The 17,915-nt window shown below is 60.0% G+C and carries 13 protein-coding genes and 1 pseudogene; 9 read left to right on the top strand and 5 right to left on the bottom strand.

Going from position 1 to position 17,915, the window contains the following annotated elements; genetic code table 11:
• The 4 genes from ACQRAX_RS16465 to ACQRAX_RS16450 form a co-directional block, all read left to right on the top strand.
• Nucleotides 1-537, top strand: a 537-nt coding sequence (locus ACQRAX_RS16465) for an effector protein Tle3 domain-containing protein (protein ID WP_427867747.1), incomplete at its 5' end; no start/stop codon positions are given.
• The gene (locus ACQRAX_RS16460; protein ID WP_412039383.1) at nucleotides 534-2,210 is read left to right on the top strand and encodes a type VI lipase adapter Tla3 domain-containing protein; all 1,677 of its coding nucleotides are present in this window, start codon (nucleotides 534-536) and stop codon (nucleotides 2,208-2,210) included. The genes ACQRAX_RS16465 and ACQRAX_RS16460, both read left to right, overlap by 4 nt.
• Nucleotides 2,207-2,476 carry a PAAR domain-containing protein gene (locus ACQRAX_RS16455; RefSeq protein ID WP_412039384.1) on the top strand — a complete coding sequence of 90 codons (270 nt, stop codon included), beginning with the start codon at nucleotides 2,207-2,209 and terminating at the stop codon, nucleotides 2,474-2,476. The genes ACQRAX_RS16460 and ACQRAX_RS16455 overlap by 4 nt, the downstream gene beginning before the upstream one ends.
• Nucleotides 2,425-4,038 carry a type VI lipase adapter Tla3 domain-containing protein gene (locus ACQRAX_RS16450; protein WP_412039385.1) on the top strand — a complete coding sequence of 538 codons (1,614 nt, stop codon included), beginning with the start codon at nucleotides 2,425-2,427 and terminating at the stop codon, nucleotides 4,036-4,038. Before ACQRAX_RS16455 ends, ACQRAX_RS16450 begins: the two co-directional genes overlap by 52 nt.
• A gap of 27 nt (nucleotides 4,039-4,065) precedes the next feature.
• Here the strand turns inward: ACQRAX_RS16450 and ACQRAX_RS16445 are convergent, their stop codons facing one another.
• Entirely contained in the window at nucleotides 4,066-5,556 is a 1,491-nt protein-coding gene (locus ACQRAX_RS16445) for a hypothetical protein (RefSeq protein ID WP_412039386.1), read from the bottom strand.
• On the bottom strand, nucleotides 5,553-7,235 hold the full coding sequence (locus ACQRAX_RS16440) for a hypothetical protein (RefSeq protein WP_412039387.1): 1,683 nt from the start codon (nucleotides 7,233-7,235) through the stop codon (nucleotides 5,553-5,555). The genes ACQRAX_RS16445 and ACQRAX_RS16440 overlap by 4 nt, the downstream gene beginning before the upstream one ends.
• A 437-nt stretch (nucleotides 7,236-7,672) precedes the next feature.
• Here ACQRAX_RS16440 and ACQRAX_RS16435 point away from each other — a divergent pair, with 437 nt between their 5' ends.
• The 3 genes and pseudogenes from ACQRAX_RS16435 (at nucleotide 7,673) to ACQRAX_RS16425 (ending at nucleotide 11,227) form a co-directional block, all read left to right on the top strand.
• On the top strand, nucleotides 7,673-9,025 hold the full coding sequence (locus tag ACQRAX_RS16435; protein ID WP_412039388.1) for an APC family permease: 1,353 nt from the start codon (nucleotides 7,673-7,675) through the stop codon (nucleotides 9,023-9,025).
• A 75-nt stretch (nucleotides 9,026-9,100) separates the two neighbouring features.
• Nucleotides 9,101-10,369 (top strand): annotated as a pseudogene (locus tag ACQRAX_RS16430) (HAMP domain-containing protein); the annotation flags it as partial.
• Nucleotides 10,370-10,471: 102 nt separating this feature from the next.
• Nucleotides 10,472-11,227, top strand: coding sequence for a methyl-accepting chemotaxis protein (locus ACQRAX_RS16425; protein ID WP_412039647.1), 756 nt, complete (start codon nucleotides 10,472-10,474; stop codon nucleotides 11,225-11,227).
• 19 nt (nucleotides 11,228-11,246) lie between these two features.
• Here ACQRAX_RS16425 and ACQRAX_RS16420 read toward each other — a convergent pair whose 3' ends face one another.
• Genes ACQRAX_RS16420 through gnd form a run of 3 tightly spaced genes read right to left on the bottom strand, consistent with a single transcriptional unit; the run spans nucleotide 11,247 to nucleotide 15,545 of the window.
• A complete protein-coding gene (locus ACQRAX_RS16420) occupies nucleotides 11,247-13,043 on the bottom strand; it encodes a glycoside hydrolase family 15 protein (RefSeq protein ID WP_412039389.1) in 1,797 nt (598 codons plus the stop codon).
• 19 nt (nucleotides 13,044-13,062) lie between these two features.
• A complete protein-coding gene (zwf, locus tag ACQRAX_RS16415) occupies nucleotides 13,063-14,565 on the bottom strand; it encodes a glucose-6-phosphate dehydrogenase (RefSeq protein WP_412039390.1) in 1,503 nt (500 codons plus the stop codon).
• The gene (gene gnd, locus ACQRAX_RS16410; RefSeq protein WP_412039391.1) at nucleotides 14,562-15,545 is read right to left on the bottom strand and encodes a phosphogluconate dehydrogenase (NAD(+)-dependent, decarboxylating); all 984 of its coding nucleotides are present in this window, start codon (nucleotides 15,543-15,545) and stop codon (nucleotides 14,562-14,564) included. Before gnd ends, zwf begins: the two co-directional genes overlap by 4 nt.
• 197 nt (nucleotides 15,546-15,742) lie before the next feature.
• On the opposite strand from gnd, the gene ACQRAX_RS16405 reads away from it, so the two are divergent.
• A complete protein-coding gene (locus ACQRAX_RS16405) occupies nucleotides 15,743-15,910 on the top strand; it encodes a DUF6026 family protein (protein ID WP_412039392.1) in 168 nt (55 codons plus the stop codon).
• Nucleotides 15,911-16,343: 433 nt separating this feature from the next.
• Entirely contained in the window at nucleotides 16,344-17,903 is a 1,560-nt protein-coding gene (gene glgA / locus ACQRAX_RS16400) for a glycogen synthase GlgA (RefSeq protein ID WP_412039393.1), read from the top strand.
• Nucleotides 17,904-17,915: the final 12 nt, after the last annotated feature.

Genomic DNA, 17,915 nt, shown 5'->3' with positions numbered 1-17,915 from the left:
TACAACAGCCCCACCCGGATCAACCTCGACAAGGCGCGTGATGGCTGGAACCAAGAAAAGCTTCCCGGCGACCAGACTGCGGCCCTGCGCCAGACCTTGGTGCGAGGCAATCCGATGCTCGACATTCCCGATTACTACCGGATCGAACGCGAAGAGACGCCCAACGAAATCCGCGCGCGCCTGCCGGATGACCCGAACGAGTGGGACGCCAACAGCTATCACTCGGCCATGCTGCGCAGCCCGGAAAACCACCGTTGGGTCACCGCCATGGACATTGCCATCGGCCAGGCCAAGTGCCTTACCCATCCGGACACGCGCGAGGTGTTGGTGGCGATTGCGGATTGGAAGTTGGATGGAGAGCGCTACAAGAAAGTCATCGCTCTCCCAGGTTGGTCACGTCTGAGTATCGAGGCACAAACATTGGTGACAGCCAGCCATCTGTACTACCACCTAGGCGAGTTTCCTTCATCCGACCTGGTGTCACTGGAGCCGCCATCTCTACTTGCAGGCGCCGTTAAAAAAGGAGAGTTCCGGTGAAAACGCATCAGCGGAAACCGCAAACCAGACCGCGACTACGAGGCTATTTCTGGGCGCTAGTCATATTGACTGTGGCCTGGCTTGGCTTCACCGGGTTCATCTATTACAAGGCACAGGTAGATCACGTGAACATTGGTAACTTCAGTACCGTAGTGCGCTGGGGCCTCGTCAGCATCGTTGGGGCCCTGGCGCTGATCTATGCCGTCCACTGGTGGTCAAACGCCGTAGCCCACGAAAAAGCCAAGCTTGCCGCCTACAAAGCCCAAGTGATCGCCGATAACGAGGCGCAACGGGCCGACTTTATGCGAACTTATGCCTTAGAGATACGAGGTTTAGGGGTTGCAGTGGATGCTTGGCATCAGTCATCGATCTGGCGGCTGATACAGAAGACCAACAACAATTTCACGTCGATCTTTTCTCAAAATCCAGAGGACTACAAGGCCTCGGTGGATTCCCGCGAGATCACCCAAGGGATCAATATTGGTGCCGCATTCAAATACTCGGCAGGCAACGCCGTAGCTTACTGGCCCATCCCTACCTTCGCCATCGCCCCACCCAAACAACCTGACGACATCGGCGTCGTCAATAGCATTGTCAGTGGCCGCAATGCCGCCACCCTCGGCGTCACGCTGTTTCTCTGGCAAGCAGCCGAGAACACCACTCATGCTCAAGACATGATTGAGCGCGTATTTAAGTTCTTTGACACCAACCCTGAGGTCCCTCAAGCCTTCATGTTCAGCAGTGACGGCGATGTTACCCGCAGTGGCTATCGCGTCCCGGGCACCCCGGGATTGCAGAACGTCCACGTCGTTCCCAGCGTGTTCGAAAGCATGACCGGCTTGCTGCTCAGCCGCTCCGACAGAGTCGACCGCTACATCCGCCCTTATGCCGTCACCTCATCGGAAAGCAACCAAAACAAAAACACCGACCTCGGCAAATTGTGGGCGTTCTATTGGAAACACACACCGCTGTTCAGGAAAGCGTACGAAGCAAAAGAGCGTGCCAAAGGCATCAATATCCTCGTGGGCCCGACGACCCTGTCCAGCGCCTACTGGCACGCCCAATTCCCCACCCTCCGACGCACCCTGGACAACCGTGGCCCTGGCTACTTCGAGCCCTCGCCCTGGCTGCCCGTGCGCTGGGCGCAGCACCAGCTCAAGGAATTCGACGCCTCCCCCGTGCTTGGCTACCTGCACCGCCCGATCAAGGTGCCGATGGTCGATGAACAGGGCAAACGCCTGAAACCCGCATTACGCGCCAAAGCTTTGCAGGCCGGCTGGTTGCAGGCCCTGGCAACCTTGCCGGAGGGCGAAAAACCGCTGCGGGTGTTCTACGACAGCACCGACAACGTCGACGCCGAAATTGCCCTGACCCTCGCCCTGCACGCCCTGAACAGTGACGGCCACGGTATCGAGCTGGGCAATGTCGATGAGGGCTACGACATTGGCCGACGCCTGGGCAACACCGGTGTCAGCAGCACCCTGGTGCAAATCAACCTGGCGACCATCGCCAGCTACAAGGATGGCGGCGTCAGCGCCGTGGTCTATGCCGGTGCCGATGGCAGCCTCAGCGTGCAAATGGTTCGCCCACCGGATGCGGTGCGCAAAGCGCAAAACCAGCAGACCCGTGGGGATGATCCGTTTGTGTATGGCATGCCCGGACCAAGGACATGAGCCATCCCATTTGCCTGGGCGACGCCACCAGCAGCGGCGGCCGCGTGGTGTTCTGCCAGCTTGCCGGCACCCACCGCCTCAACGGCAAGACACCGGCAGTGGTCGGTGACCGGGCCAGGTGCCCGCTTCATCAAGGTGAGTTCATCTTTGTCGAAGGCCACCCACAACGACGCCTGAATGGCCTGGCAATCGTCCTGCAAGGCCATCGGCTGGCGTGTGGTTGTCATGCGCTGGCGAATACGGCGTTGAACGTGAAAGTGGTTTAGCCCGGTACAAGACACAGGTAGATCACATGAACATTGGTAACTTCAGTACCGTCGTGCGCTGGGGCATCGCCAGCATCGTAGGGACCTTGGGGCTGATCTACGCGATCCACTGGTGGACCAATGCCGTAGCCCATGAAAAAGCCAAGCTTGCCGCCTACAAAGCCCAAGTGATTGCCGATAATGAGGCGCAACGGGGCGACTACCTACGGACTTATGCCTTAGAGATTAGAGGTTTAGGGGTTGCAGTGGATGGTTGGCATCAGTCTTCGATCTGGCGACTGATACAGAAGACCAATAACAATTTCATGTCGATCTATTCGCAAAATCCAGAGGACTATAGAGCATCTGCACGCTCACGCGAGATCAAACAAACGATTAATATTGGCGCTGCATTCAAATATTCGGCAGGCAACGCCGTAGCTTACTGGCCCATCCCTACCTTCGCCATCGCCCCACCCAAGCAATCGGAAGACATGAGCGTCGCCAATTACATACTCGGTGGACGCAATGCCGCCACCCTCGGCGTCACCCTGTTTCTCTGGCAAGAGGCCGAGAACACGACCCATGCCCAAGGTATGCTCGAGCGCCTGTTCGGCTTCTTTGAGGCCAATCCTCAGGTCCCTCAAGCCTTTATGTTCAGCCGCGATGGTGATGTTACCCGCAGCGCCTATCGCGTACCGGGGACTCCCGGATTGCAGAACGTCCACGTCGTTCCCACCGTGTTCGAAAGCATGACCGGTTTGCTGCTCAGCCGCTCCGAGCGCGTGGACCGTTACATCCGTCCTTATGCCACCGATTCGCGGGAGAACAACCAGAACAAAAACACCGATCTGGGCAAGCTGTGGGCGTTTTATTGGAAGCACACAAGAGAGTTCGGAGCACAGTTTGAAGCAGCAGAACGCGCTAAAGGCGCTAGAAACCCTGTAAGTCCCGGCACCATGCCCACTACCTATTGGCACGCCCAATTCCCCACCCTCCGACGCACCCTGGACAACCGTGGCCCTGGCTACTTCGAGCCCTCGCCCTGGCTGCCCGTGCGCTGGGCGCAGCACCAGCTCAAGGAGTTCGACGCCGCCCCCGTGCTTGGCTACCTGCACCGCCCGATCAAGGTGTCGATGGTCGATGAACAGGGTAAACGCCTGAAACCCGCACTACGCGCCAAAGCCTTGCAGGCCGGCTGGTTGCAGGCCCTGGCAACCTTGCCGGAGGGCGAAAAACCGCTGCGGGTATTCTACGACAGCACCGACAACGTCGACGCCGAAATCGCCTTGACCCTCGCCCTGCACGCCCTGAACAGTGACGGCCACGGTATCGAGCTGGGCAATGTCGATGAGGGCTACGACATTGGCCGACGCCTGGGCAACACCGGTGTCAGCAGCGCCCTGGTGCAAATCAACCTGGCGACCATCGCCAGCTACAAGGATGGCGGCGTCAGCGCCGTGGTCTATGCCGGTGCCGATGGCAGCCTCAGCGTGCAAATGGTTCGCCCACCGGAGGCGGCGCGCAAAACGCAAAATCAGCAAACCCGTGGGGATGATCCGTTTGTGTATGGCATGCCGTGACTCAGGACATCAGCCGCCCATGCCGTTTCAAGCCGCCAGCAGCCGTCGGTACTCGGCCTCCAGGTAACCGTCCACCGCCTCGCTATCCAAGTCACCCTGGCGGTACCAAGCCTTGAGCTCTTTGAGCGCCAATGTGCCAAACCGCGCCCAGGCCACCAGGTTGCTGCGCAGCATGAACTGAATCATGTCACCCCCGGAGCGCAGCGCCGCATCGGTGCCGTCCACCAGGCACAAGGCACCATGGCCGATCAACAGCATACGCCGCAGTTCCGGATTGGCCGCCGAGGGGATGCAGTCGGACCAGGGTTGCTGGTGATAGAAGCGCTGTTTGACCGTCCACATCAAGCGGGTCAGCAGTTCGGTCACCAGCACCGGGATCGCCAACGCCATGCCATGGCGTAAATCGTAACCGCGTTCGAATACCTGGACGGCAACGGTGGCAAAGGTCTGACGGTGCTGGCCGAATTCGCCGACATTGATGAACTGCAACAACGAGAAAAACGGCATCGGAATACCCGAGCCCCGCCCCGCTGCCCCAGACGAGCCGGCCATGTCGGAAAACAGGTGGCCAAGCCAGTTGGCGAACGCGGCAAACAGCTTGGTTACCAGGTTCGAGCCCCTGAGCTCGAAGGTCTTGGTGTCGACGCTGATCAACTGGCCGCCGTCGACAAAATGCGCCGTGCTGGTGAACTGGTCGAGGATCGAGAAAAACAGCCCGACAAGATCCGGCGAATGGGCCAGGCTCTTGATGTGGTGGTTCTTGGTGCTCATCTTGAACAGATGATCGACGTCCCCACCGTGGCGGTGGTCGTAGTTAACCTTGTAGCGTCGCTCCAGAAAGCCGATGGCACTGGCGGTAGGGTCTTTGCCTTCGTTGGGCCCGGTCCAGCCGTTCCAGGCGGCAAACTTCTGCACGGCCTTGTCGGTCATGTCGTCGCTGAACTGCGTCAGCGGCCCCTGCCCCGGCAAGCCAACGAAAAACACATCGATCAGACCACCGATCAAGCCACAGGTGGCTGCGATCATGTAGTCGTACTTATCGCAGTTTGCCCCTTTAAGGGAAAACTCGTCTTTGATGCGTTTTTCCAGGGCGATACGCTGGCTGGTGCTCATCAGGTGCTGGAAAGGGTCTTCGGCGACGGCCAGTTCATGCCGCGCGGCGTAGGCCGTCACCTCATCGAGGTAGCCTTGCCAGTCGCTGGCGTCGGCCCGCTCGACGCTGTCGAGCACGGTAATCTGCGCATGCACCGGCGTGACCTCTTCAACCTGCAGGTAGAGGCTGCTGTCGATCAGCAACGCCTCGTCCGCGTCCATTTCGAAGACGATGTGGTTTTCACAGGTCATGGCCTGCGCCTGGGCCAGCATCTGCTGCAGTTGCAACTGATTCTGCCGTTGCTCGGCGAGCATCTGCTCCAAGGCGCCATCAAGACGCCCGAGCTGGGCCTGCCCGGCGTCGAGCTGGTGGTTCTGCACGAGCATTGCCAGGGCCTGATCGTGCAGCGGCGGTTTGTTGCTCACGAGAACAGACCGGTGAGTTTGTCCTTGGCCTTGCCGGCCACATCGGCCGCCGTGCTTTTGAGGACATCGCCGACATTGAAATAGCCAACTGCCTCAAAGGCCTTGGCCAGGTTTTCCAACTCCTGCAGTGAAGCCCCAGGCTTGACTGCAAGCTTGCTGACCTCAGTTTTCTGACCGTCTTTCTCCAAGGTAAAGGCACGTTCCTCGTAGAAGCCGCGAATGAAGGTAAACAGTTCAGCCTTGGTCGGCTCGGCAGTCAGCACGCGCAACTTGCCTTCATCCAGGAACGGCGCGCAACGCAGTTTGGTGGCGCTGCTCTGGGTAGCGCTGGCCTTGTTGTTGAGCACGGTACCGGCGCTGGTCATCTGACTCAGGTGGCTCATCAGCTTTTTGATCTGCGCATCCTGATCACCGTGAGCGGTAATCGCCTGGTTGAGGCGCACGGTGATGTAGTTGATGTCTTCGATGAGCAGAGAAATCGTCGCCTGGGTCTGCTTGATGACTTCATTGAGCATCAGTTCGCGGCGCTTGGAGCGAGTCAGCTCATTGGCCCCGGTGAGCTTGCGGATGCCGGTGTAGGCGCCCACGCCGATCAGTACAGCGACACCGATGCCGGTGGCCATGCTCGACAGCCCGAGCATGCCACCCATGCCCAGGGTGGCCAGCCCCGAGGTCAGGCCTGCGGCGGACATGCCCACCACCGAACCCGACAGGTAGACCGCCGCCAAGGGTGTGCCTACCGCAGCGGCCTTGGCCGAAAGCACCTTCATGGCCTTGGCGAATTGGTCGTCGGTGACATCGTCCTTGAGCATATTGTGGTCATGCACGATGGCCGCAACGGCCAGGTCGATCTCGCCATCGCTCACTTGCAGCAGGCCCCGGTGCTTCTGCAGAAAAGCGAACTGCTCGATCGAGGTGCCGCCGGTGCAGAAGAACAGGTTGATCAAGTCCTTGGTCAGGGAAATATGCACGGACTTGATCTGCCCGGCCGGGCATTGGCTATCGATCAGGCTGAGCAAGTCCTCAAGGGGTGTCACCTCGCCACTTGCGGTCATGTAGGCACGCAGGCTCAAGCGTGACTCGCTGCTCAGGTTCAGGCGCGTCATCAGCAAAAGGATTTCGGCGAACTCCTTCTCATCGATAACGGCATCGTTGTCATAGGCCATGTTGATGATCGCCTTGACGTAGGCGACCTTGACCGACTCCTGCATCTCATCGATGGGGATCAGTTGCTTCTCTTCCTGAAAGTCGTCGAAGTCGCTGACAACCCCCTGCAACACCGTGGCCAGCACTTCATAGTTGCAGTCGAGCAAGTCTTTGATCAGCACTTCACTACCATCCTCGCGCACCACCACGAGGGACTGTTCAAGTTTGTCCTTCTTGCTCCCCACCCAGGTTTCCAGCCGTTGCACCGAGGCGATGGCGGCAAAGCTGATCGCTACAGGGTCGGAGAAACTGGCCCGGTAGATCATCTGCTCGCCGGTAAACAACAGGCCATCCTTGCCGCTGCCGAACAGGGTGTTATCGAACAAGGCGACAACGTTGCCGGGGTTGTCGCTGTAACCGAAGGCTTTGACGGCGTTGTTGAGCTTCTTGTCGTCGATGCCAGGGGCGATCGAGATGTTTTTCGCGGAGACGGCGGCGAGGTGTTCACGCAGGTAGATGTTGACGCTGGCCATGAAAAGTCCTTGGAGGGAGCGCTGCTCAAAATGTGTCGATCCTAGCGACACTAAAGGCATATTGCCACCACCAAAGATTGGCTCTGACACGAATTCTTGCCGATAAAAATCGATTACCTATCATCGATAAAGGACACAGCGTCGATTTTATTAGACATCCACCAAAACACATATATCGACCGCATGCAGTGAGATAGAGCCATCAAAGCAAAAACATCTGAAACATCACTGAAACAATTTGTCAGAATTTAATTGACACACATCAGGCGCCTTCTTATTTTCCCCCTGCCTCATCTCTGCAAAAAAATAATTCCAAACAAAATACGGGCAAGTGCCATCCATGATGCCAGTCTCTTCACGCGCACCCTACCAGCAGAACAAAGGACCCGTTCTCACCGCTACACCCCGCTCCCTCGGAACCCAGGAGCGCAGCCAGCATGTCTGTTAACCACGCCGCAGTACCCGACACGCACTTCAAAAAGACCCTGAAACTCTGGCAAGTGGTGATCATCGGCCTGGCCTACATCGCGCCAATGACCGTGTTCGACACCTTCGGAATTGTCTCCGGCATCACCGACGGGCACGTGCCCAGTGCCTACGTGCTGGCCCTGCTGGGCATCCTGTTTACCGCCGTAAGCTATGGCGTACTGGTTCGGCGTTTTCCCGAATCCGGCTCGGCCTACACCTACACCCGCCGGGCGATCAACCCGCATGTCGGCTTTCTGGTCGGCTGGTCGTCACTGCTTGACTACCTGCTGCTGCCGATGGTCAATGCCCTGCTGGCCAAACTCTATTTGTCGGTAATGTTCCCGGAAGTACCGGCCTGGGCCTGGGTGGTCGGCTTCGTGACGATCATGAGCCTGATCAACATCCGCAGCATCAACCTGGTAGCTAACTTCAACACCCTGTTCGTGGCCATCCAGGCGATCATCATCGGCGTGTTCATCTACCTGACCGTGCGCGGCCTGCACAGCGGCGAAGGCCTGGGCACGACCTGGAGCCTGTTGCCGTTTGCCGGTGCAGACACCCACTTCAATGCGCTGGTCGCCGGCGCCACCATCCTGTGCTTCTCGTTCCTGGGCTTCGACGCGGTCACCACCCTGTCGGAAGAAACCGAGAACGCCGAGAAGGTCATCCCACGGGCGATCTTCCTCATCGCGCTGATCGGCGGGCTGGTGTTCATCATCGTGTCGTTCTACATCCAGTCGTTCTTCCCGACCATGGAGCGCTTCCAGGATCACGAAGCCGCCCTGCCGGAAATTGCCCTGTATGTCGGTGGCAAGCTGTTCCAGTCGATCTTCATCTGTTGCACCTTCATCAATACCCTGGCCTCGGGCCTGGCTTCGCAAGCCAGCGTCTCGCGCCTGCTGTATGTGATGGGCCGCGACAATGTCATTCCACGCCGCTACTTCGGCCGTCTGCATGGCAGGTGGAAAACCCCGGCGATCAACATCGTTATTGTCGGTTTCATTTCGCTGTCGGCGATCTTCTTCGACCTGGTCACCGCTACCTCGGTGATCAACTTCGGCGCCCTGGTCGCGTTCAGCTTCGTCAACCTTTCGGTGATCGTGCACTGCTACCTGCGCGAAGGCCGCAGCAAGACCCTGGCGGACAAGATCAAGTACCTGGTGGTGCCGACCATTGGCTTTTGCATCATCGCCATCCTCTGGCTGGACCTCGATGAGCACTCGCTGTTGTTCGGCGGCGTGTGGGCCGCACTGGGTGTGTTATATCTGGCGTATCTGACCAAAGCCTTCAAGGTTGCGCCACCGAGCTTCATTGCCGAGTAGTGCTTCAGCGTGAAACAGCCCGTCGTTAATGACGGGCTTTTGCATTCAATACCCTCCAACAATAAGGACGTCCCCATGTTGCTGCGCCGCCTCCTCATTCAATGGAAGATCACCCTGCTGGCCGGCCTCTGCCTGCTGGCCATCGTGGTGCTGCTAATGGGGTCCGCGCTGTATCAGTCCAGCCGCAGTGCAGCGCTGGTCAACAGCGCCAACACGCAAATGCTCGACCAGAATGCCCGTCTGCGCCTGCACACCTACGCCCAGTTGCAGGCCGTGCGCATTCAACGCTATTTCAAGGATGCCTACCTGTATGGCAACGGCATCGCCCACCTGATGACGGTGCTCAAGGCGCAAGGTGCCGACAACCTGCGTCAGCTACTGACCGCGCAAGCAAAAACGGCACTGGCTGATAACCCTGAGTTGCTAGGCCTGTACGTGGTGTTCCTGCCCAACGCGCTCGATGGCAAAGACCGCGCGTTCATCGAGCAAGCGGATGTCGGCAGTAACGAATCCGGGCGTTTCTCCCTGTATTGGTCGCAGCCGCAACCGGGTCAACTGGACGCTGAGGCGATGCCCGAATCGATGCTCGCCGACACCAGCCTCGGCGCCAACGGCTTTGCCTACAACCGCTGGCTGACCTGCCCACTGGAGACCGGTGAAACCTGTGTGATCGACCCCTACTTCGACACCGTAGGCGACCGCACACCGCTGATGACCAGCATTGCCATCCCGCTCAAGCAGGACGGCAAGGTCATTGGTGTGGTAGGCCTGGACATCAGCCTGGACAACCTGCAGCAACTGAGCCTCGACGGGCGTCAGGAACTGTTCGACGGCAATGGTCAGGTCAGCATCGTCAGCCCCGCGGGCCTGCTGGCCGGGCACAGCCGTGATGGCAGCCTGTTGAGCAAGAAAATCGAAGACGTGTTCGGTGCGCAAGGCACCGCCCTGAGTACTCAGATGCGGGCTGGCAAGGCGGCTGAATTCAATGACAACGGCATGCTGCAGGTCAGTCAGTCATTCGCCCCAGTGCCTGGCGCACAGCCCTGGAGCGTGTTGCTGGAAGTGCCCGAGCAGGTCTTGCAAGCCCCGGCCATCGAACTCAATGCGCGCCTTGATGCCCACAACAACAGCGCCAACCTGACCAGCCTGCTCATGGCCCTGGGCGCTGCGGTGCTTGGCCTGCTGGTAATCTGGATGACTGCCCGTGGCGTGACCCGGCCGATCCTCAACGTTGCAGCGATGCTCAAAGACATCGCCAGTGGCGAAGGCGACCTGACCCGCCGCCTGGACTACTCACGCGAAGATGAACTGGGTGAACTGACGGGCTGGTTCAATCGCTTCCTAGACAAGCTGCAACCGGTGATTGCCGACGTCAAAGCCTCGGTCCAGGATGCTCGGGGCACTGCCGACCAGTCGGCAGCCATCGCCAGCCAGACCAGCGCCGGCATGCAGCAGCAGTACCGCGAAGTCGACCAGGTGGCCACTGCCTCGCAAGAAATGAGCGCCACCGCCCAGGATGTTGCGCGCAATGCCGCACAAGCGGCCGAGGCTGCTCGCGGGGCGGACGTGGCCACCCGCGAAGGCCTGGAACTGATCCGCACCACCACCCGCGCCATTGAGCAATTGGCCTGCGAAATGACCGCTGGCATGGAAGAGGTGCAACAGTTGGCCAGCCGTAGCGAACAGATCGGTTCGGTACTTGAAGTGATCCGCTCGATCGCAGAGCAGACCAACCTGCTGGCCTTGAATGCCGCCATCGAAGCGGCGCGTGCTGGTGAGGCCGGTCGCGGTTTTGCCGTGGTCGCCGATGAAGTACGCAACCTGGCCAAACGCACTCAGGACTCGGTCGATGAGATCCGCGTGGTCATTGAAGGCTTGCAACAAGGTACGCGCGAGGTGGTCGGCTCGATGCACAGCAGCCACCGCCAGGCGCAGGGCAGCGTCGCCCAGGCCGAACAGGCGGTGCCAGCGCTACAGCGGATTGGCGATGCGGTGGCGGTGATCACCGATATGAACCTGCAGATCGACTCGGCAGCGGAAGAGCAAAGCGCGGTGGCAGAAGAAGTAAACCGTAACGTCGCCAGCATTCGCGATGTGACTGAATCGCTGTCTGGCCAGGCGCAGGAGTCGGCGCAGATCAGCCAGGCGCTGAACCGCCTGGCCAATCATCAGCAGGGGCTGATGGCGACGTTCAAGGTCTAGTCTTATCGTGCCGCGTACCTCACCCATGCTGCGCCCGGTCACGCACCGGGCACTGGGCGCGATGCAGATTGAGTGCGGTGTTGATGATGCCGATATGGCTAAAGGCCTGAGGGAAGTTACCGAGCATGCGCCCGCTCAACGGATCAAACTGCTCGGCCAGCAGGCCAACGTCATTGCACAGGCCGCTCAGGCGCGCATACAGCGCTTGTGCGTCTTGATCGCGGCCGAGTAATACATAGACATCTGCCAGCCAGAACGAGCAGACCAAAAACGTGCCCTCCCCCGGCGTCAAGCCATCGCAACCGCTGTCGGTGTCATAACGCAACAACAGGCCATTGCGCAGCAATCGACCTTCGATCTGCTCAAGCGTGGCGAGAAAACGCGGATCGTCGGCGGGTAGAAAACCCGTCAGGGCGATCTGCAACAGGCTGGCATCCATCTCGCTCGAACCATAGGCCTGAACGAAGCAACCCAGCTCAGGGTTGAAGCCCTGCTCACAGACTTCACGGTGAATCTTCGCCGCCACTTGCCGGTAGTGCCGGGCTCGGGCCTGGCCTTCCTCGGTGGTCTCGCTCACGCTCGCCGCACGGTCGAAGGCCACCCAGGCCATGACCTTGGAATGGGTGAAGTGCTGGCATCCCCCGCGCACCTCCCAAATGCCTTCATCCGGCTCACGCCAGACCGTCTCCAGGTACGCCAGGATCACCCGCGAGATCGCCGCGCTACGCGGGTGGCGCGGCAAGCCGCTGCGAATCGCCTGGCTCAGGGCATCGGCCATCTCGCCGTAAATGTCCAACTGGTGTTGCAAGGCGGCGGCGTTGCCGACCCTTACCGGTAGCGAACCTTCGTAGCCGGCCAGCCAGGGCAATTCGTACTCCGCCAAGTGCCGCTCGCCAGCCAGGCCGTACATGATCTGCATCTGTTCCGGGTTGCCGGCCACCGAGCGCAACAACCACTCGCGCCAGGCCTGGGCTTCTTCGAAGTACCCCAGGTTCATGAACGCCAGCAAGGTCATGGTCGCGTCGCGCAACCAGCAGTAGCGGTAATCCCAGTTGCGCTCACCGCCCAGGTGTTCCGGCAAGGAGGTGGTCACCGCCGCGACGATGCCGCCCGTGGGCGCGTAAGTCATGGCCTTGAGGGTGAGCAACGAACGTTTTACCTGCGCCGTCCAAGGCCCCACATCAGGACAGCGCCCGGCGAAGATTTGCCACTGTTGGGCGGTGTCTTGCAAAGCCTTTTCCATGGCAAAGGCTGGCGGTACTGGCAGGTGCGAGGCTTGATGGGTGAGGCTGAACACCACCTTTTGGCCCGACTCGACAGCAAAACGACTGCCCACATGGTGATCATGGAAGTGGCTTGCCACTTCGCTGCGCAGGACCAGGCGATCCGGCCCGACCACGGCGGTCAGCACCTGCGGCTCGCTCTTTTCCACCCAGGGCACACTGCTGCCGTAGTCAAAACGCATGACCAGGTCCATGGCGAACGCCACCTGGCCTTCGAGCCCTTCAACCACACGCAGCACCGTGTTGTGATCACCCAGGGGCATGCAGTCGGTGACCCGGGCGCGGCCGCTGGCAGTGACAAAGGTGGTCCGCAGGATCAAGGTGTCGTGCAGGTACTCACGGCTGACCTGCTCCACCTCATCGCTCGGCGCCAGGCGCCAGCGCCCGTTTTCCTCATCCCCAAGCAAGGCGGCGAACACCGCCGGTGAATCGAACCTGGGCAGGCACAACCAGTCCAGTGAACCGTCACGCCCTACCAGGGCGGCGCTGCGGCAGTTGCCGATCAGCGCATAGTCTTCGATCAAGCCAGGCATCCGCCCTCCTCATGCGTGTTCAACCAATGCTGTGCCACACCCGCCGGTCACGCCCCAGTAACTCGTCGGCGGCCGCCGGACCGTCTTCTCCGGCGGCATAGGGCTGTACCTCTCCCGCCTCTTTCCAGGCATCGAGAAACGGTTGCACCGCACGCCAGCCGTTCTCGATGTTGTCGGCACGCTGAAACAGGGTCTGGTCACCGGTCAGGCAGTCGTAGATCAAGGTCTCGTAACCGGTGGACGGTTGCATCTTGAAGAAGTCTTTGTAGGCGAACCCCAGCTCGACGTTCTCCATGGCCAGCGCTGGCCCTGGCCGTTTGGCTTGCAGGTCGAACCACATACCTTCGTTGGGCTGGATCTGAATCTTCAGGTAGTTGGGTTTGAGTTTTTCGACCTCGGTGTCACGAAACTGCGCGTAGGGCGCCGGCTTGAAGCAGATGGCGATTTCGGTGTCACGCACACTCATGCGCTTGCCGGTGCGCAAGTAGAACGGCACACCCACCCAACGCCAATTGTCGATCATCACCTTCAGGGCCACATAGGTTTCAGTCTGGCTGTGCGGGTCGACCCGTGGCTCTTGCCGGTACCCCGGCAGTTTCTTGCGGCCCAGCTTGCCGGCGGTGTATTGCCCGCGCACCGAGTTCTTCAGGGCCATGGTCTTCGACCAGGGCCGGATGGCACCGATTACCTTGGCCTTTTCACTGCGCACGGCATCTGCACCAAACGCCGCAGGCGGTTCCATGGCAACCATCGCCAGCAGCTGGAACAGGTGGTTGGGCACCATGTCGCGCAAGGCACCGGTGTGGTCATAAAACGCCCCGCGGCTCTCCACGCCAACGGTTTCCGCCGCAGTGATCTGCACATGATCGATGTAATGGTTGTTCCAGAAGGCCTCGAACAGACCGTTGGAAAAACGACTGACCAGGATGTTCTGCACCGTCTCCTTGCCCAGGTAATGGTCGATGCGATAGATCTGCTTTTCGTTCATGACTTTGAGCAGGCAGGCATTGAGCGCCTCGGCGCTGGCCAGGTCCGAACCAAAGGGTTTTTCCACCACCACACGGCGAAAGCCGCTGCTTTCATCCAGCAACCCGGCAGCGCCCAGGCGCTGTACTACTTCGCTGAAAAAACGCGGTGAAGTGGCCAGGTAAAACACCGCATTGCTGCTGGGGTTCTTTTCGATACGCCGGGCAATGGCCTGGTAGGTGGCGTCGTCGAGAAAGTCGCCGGTCAGGTAACCGATTCGCTTGGCCAGACGACTCCAGAGCTTGTCGTCCAGGCATTTGTCGGCACCTTCACTGGCCTTGTCGCGCTCGCGCATGAACGCCTCCAGGCGCTCGGCAAACTCGGCGTCGGTGGCGCTGTTATGGTCCACGCCAACGATGCGCAGGTTTTTATCCAGCAGCCCGTCGCGACTGAGGTTGTACAGGGCCGGCATCAATAGACGCTTGACCAGATCGCCATTAGCGCCAAACAGGAACAGGGTGCAAGGGGGTGCGGCTTCGACTTGTGCATTACTCATTCGGCTTTCTTCTCGACATGGCCACCAAAACCAAAGCGCATGGCCGACAGCATCCGGTCAGCATAAGTGCCCTGCTGCTGGCGTGAACGAAAGCGCGCGAACAACGCACTGGACAGCACCGGCACCGGCACTGCCTGCTCTACTGCGGCGTCAATGGTCCAACGCCCTTCGCCACTGTCGGCCACTGAGCCGCTGTATTGCTTGAGCTGCGGATCAACCACCAGGGCATCGGCGGTCAGGTCCAGCAACCAGGAGGTGACCACGCTGCCACGGCGCCAGACTTCGGCGATTTCCGCCAGGTTGAGATCGAAGCGCTGCTCCACCGGCAAGGCATCGCTGCCCTTGCTCTTGAGGATGTCGAAGCCTTCGGCATACGCCTGCATCAAGCCGTACTCGATACCGTTGTGAATCATCTTCACATAGTGCCCGGCACCCGCCGGCCCGGCGTGGATATAACCTTGTTCGGCACGCTCGGGGGCACCCTGACGCCCACGGGTACGCGGGATCACACCGACGCCGGGGGCCAGGCTCGCGAACAATGGATCAAGCCGATCGACCACGGTCTTTTCGCCGCCGATCATCATGCAGTAACCACGCTCCAAGCCCCAGACCCCACCGGAAGTGCCCACATCGATATAGTGCAGCTGGCGTTTGCCCAAATCGGTGGCGCGGCGGATGTCATCTTTATAGAAGGTGTTGCCACCATCGATGATCACATCGTCAGCATCGAGCAGGTCGGCCAGTTGCGCGATGGTCTGCTCGGTGGGCTCGCCGGCTGGCAACATCACCCAGACTGCTCGCGGTTTTTCCAGTTTGCCAACCAGGGCGCCAAGGTCATGGGCGCCCTGCGCGCCTTGCGCCACCAAGGTTTCCACAGCTTTGCGCTCGCGGTCGTGAACCACCGTGCGGTGGCCGTCGCGCATCAAGCGCCTTGCAATATTGCCGCCCATGCGGCCCAGCCCGACGATTCCCAGTTGCATGTGCCGATGCTCCCGTTGAAATGAAAACTGACCGTTCAGGCCTTCAAGGTTAGTCCAGCCTGCGCGGGCTTGGTTCATCGACGAGCGGCAAGACAGCGAGAAACAAAAAAGTTCCAATGACAGAAAAAAGAATTCAGAATCCCGCCCGATCGAGCAGCTACGCTTGTAACAAAGACCAGCCCTTCACGAGGTGTGCAATGGCAACCCTTCTACCGAAAATGCCGCCCCAGACCCTCTACGTGACGGTTCACCGGGACGAATTGCGCCGTTTGCGCGAAGAACGCGACCAGCTCCAGCAACAGGTGGCCAAGCTTAGCCTGCAATTGCAGCAAGCCCAGGCCGGCACGCCCGCCACTCCCGCTTAAGCCGGGAGTTGCCCTCCCGCCCCTCGCGTCAGCAGCCCTGCTGACGCGCGACTTCCTCGACCGCAGCCCACGGTGATGCACCGTTATCGGGCAGCGCGCAACAAAAGTGACCGACGGGTCACATCTCTTCCGTTATCTCTCCTACACTCAGTATTCGGCCACGAGATTGTCTGGAAAAATCGACTAAAAAAAGTCGAACTTTCTGAAATCGCAGTAGGTCAGCAAAGAAGGAGGCCCACGTTTCTGGCTATCCAGGCGCGGCCCACCCACCCCAACTAGTTACCACGCCGTCGGTCGGAACGCCGATTAGCGTAGCGCTTGCGCGCAAGGTTTCGGCGCATGGATTGCAACGCAGTTTCATTCACAGAGAGATGCCGTTAAGACACACAACAAAATGGGTGGCTACACCCGCAACATAGGGACGGAGAGAAGTATGATCAGTGCCGCTGTCGAACCTCATGTAGAGCATTTCAACCCGGACAACCGTGTGCCGCTGGCCACGGACTTCAGCACGACAGCCAAGGCACCCGGCACCGATTCCCGACACAATCCGCACAAGCGCAGAGTATTGTTCGTCACTTCGGAAATCGCTGATCTGGTCAAGACCGGCGGTTTGGGAGACGTTTCCGCCGCCCTGCCGCGGGCGATGCGCCATCTGCACGACGTACGTGTATTGATTCCTGGTTATCCGCAGGTTCTGGAGAGTGAAAACCCCATTCACCTGGTCGGGGAGCTGGGCGGCCATGCCGCCCTGCCGCCCTGCAAGATTGGCCGCATGGACCTGCCCGACGGCCTGGTTATCTATGTACTGATCTGCCCGGAGCTGTACCAGCGCGAAGGCACTCCCTATGGTGCCAACAACGGCCGCGACTGGCCGGACAATCACATCCGTTTCGCCCGCTTGGGCCTGGCCGCTGCCGAGATCGCTGCGGGCGAAGGCATGGTTCACTGGAAACCTGACCTGGTCCATGCCCACGACTGGCCAGCGGGCCTAGCACCCGCCTACATGCATTGGCGCGGCCTGAAAACACCGACCTTGTTCACCATTCACAACCTGGCCTACCAGGGCGTGGTCAGTCGCGCCTGCTGCCCGGAACTGGCCATTCCCGACCATGCCCTGCAACAGGAAGGCATGGAGTTCTACGGCAAACTGTCGTTCCTCAAGGCCGGTCTTGCCTACTCCAGCCATATCACCACGGTCAGCGCCACCTACGCCCGGGAAATCACCACACCGGCCTTCGGCTGCGGCCTGGATGGCTTTCTCGGCAGCAAAGCCCAACAAGGCTTGCTCAGCGGTATCCCCAATGGCATTGACGAAAGCTGGGATTCGGCCAGCGACCCACACCTGACCCACCCCTTCAGCCTCAATGACTGGGAGGGCAAGGCGGCCAACAGTCGCCAGGTCCGCGAGTTGTTCCAGCTCGAGCCGTCCACCGGGCCGTTGTTTGCCGTGGTGTCGCGCCTGGTCTATCAGAAGGGCTTGGACCTGACTCTGGGGGTTGCCGACTACATCGTCAGCCAGGGCGGGCAGATCGCAATCATCGGCCGCGGCGAGCCGGAAGAAGAACACGCCATGCGCGATCTGGCGCTACGCCATCCCGGGCAGATCGGCGTACGCATCGGCTTCAATGAAACCGATGCCCGGCGCATGTTCGCCGGCAGTGACTTCTTGCTGATGCCTTCACGCTACGAGCCCTGCGGCCTGAGCCAGATGTACGCACAGCGCTTCGGCTCATTGCCGGTAGCGCGCAATACCGGCGGGTTGGCCGACACCATCGACAATGGCGTAACGGGCTTTTTGTTCGACGAATCCAGCGTCGACAGCTACCGCGAAGCCTTGAGCCGGGCGTTTTATGTCTATGGCAAAAAAAACCTGCTCAACGCCATGCGCTGCCTGGCCATGACCCAACCGTTCAACTGGTGCCAGGCCGTTGAACCTTATGCGCGTCTTTATGAGGAACTGGTCGAGCGTTCCCAAGTCATGGCCCGCTGAGGTTGAGGTGTC

The sequence above is a fragment of the Pseudomonas sp. UM16 genome (genome assembly GCF_050312595.1).
Taxonomy (GTDB): Bacteria; Pseudomonadota; Gammaproteobacteria; order Pseudomonadales; family Pseudomonadaceae; genus Aquipseudomonas.
This window is presented reverse-complemented; position numbering and strand designations above follow the sequence as displayed.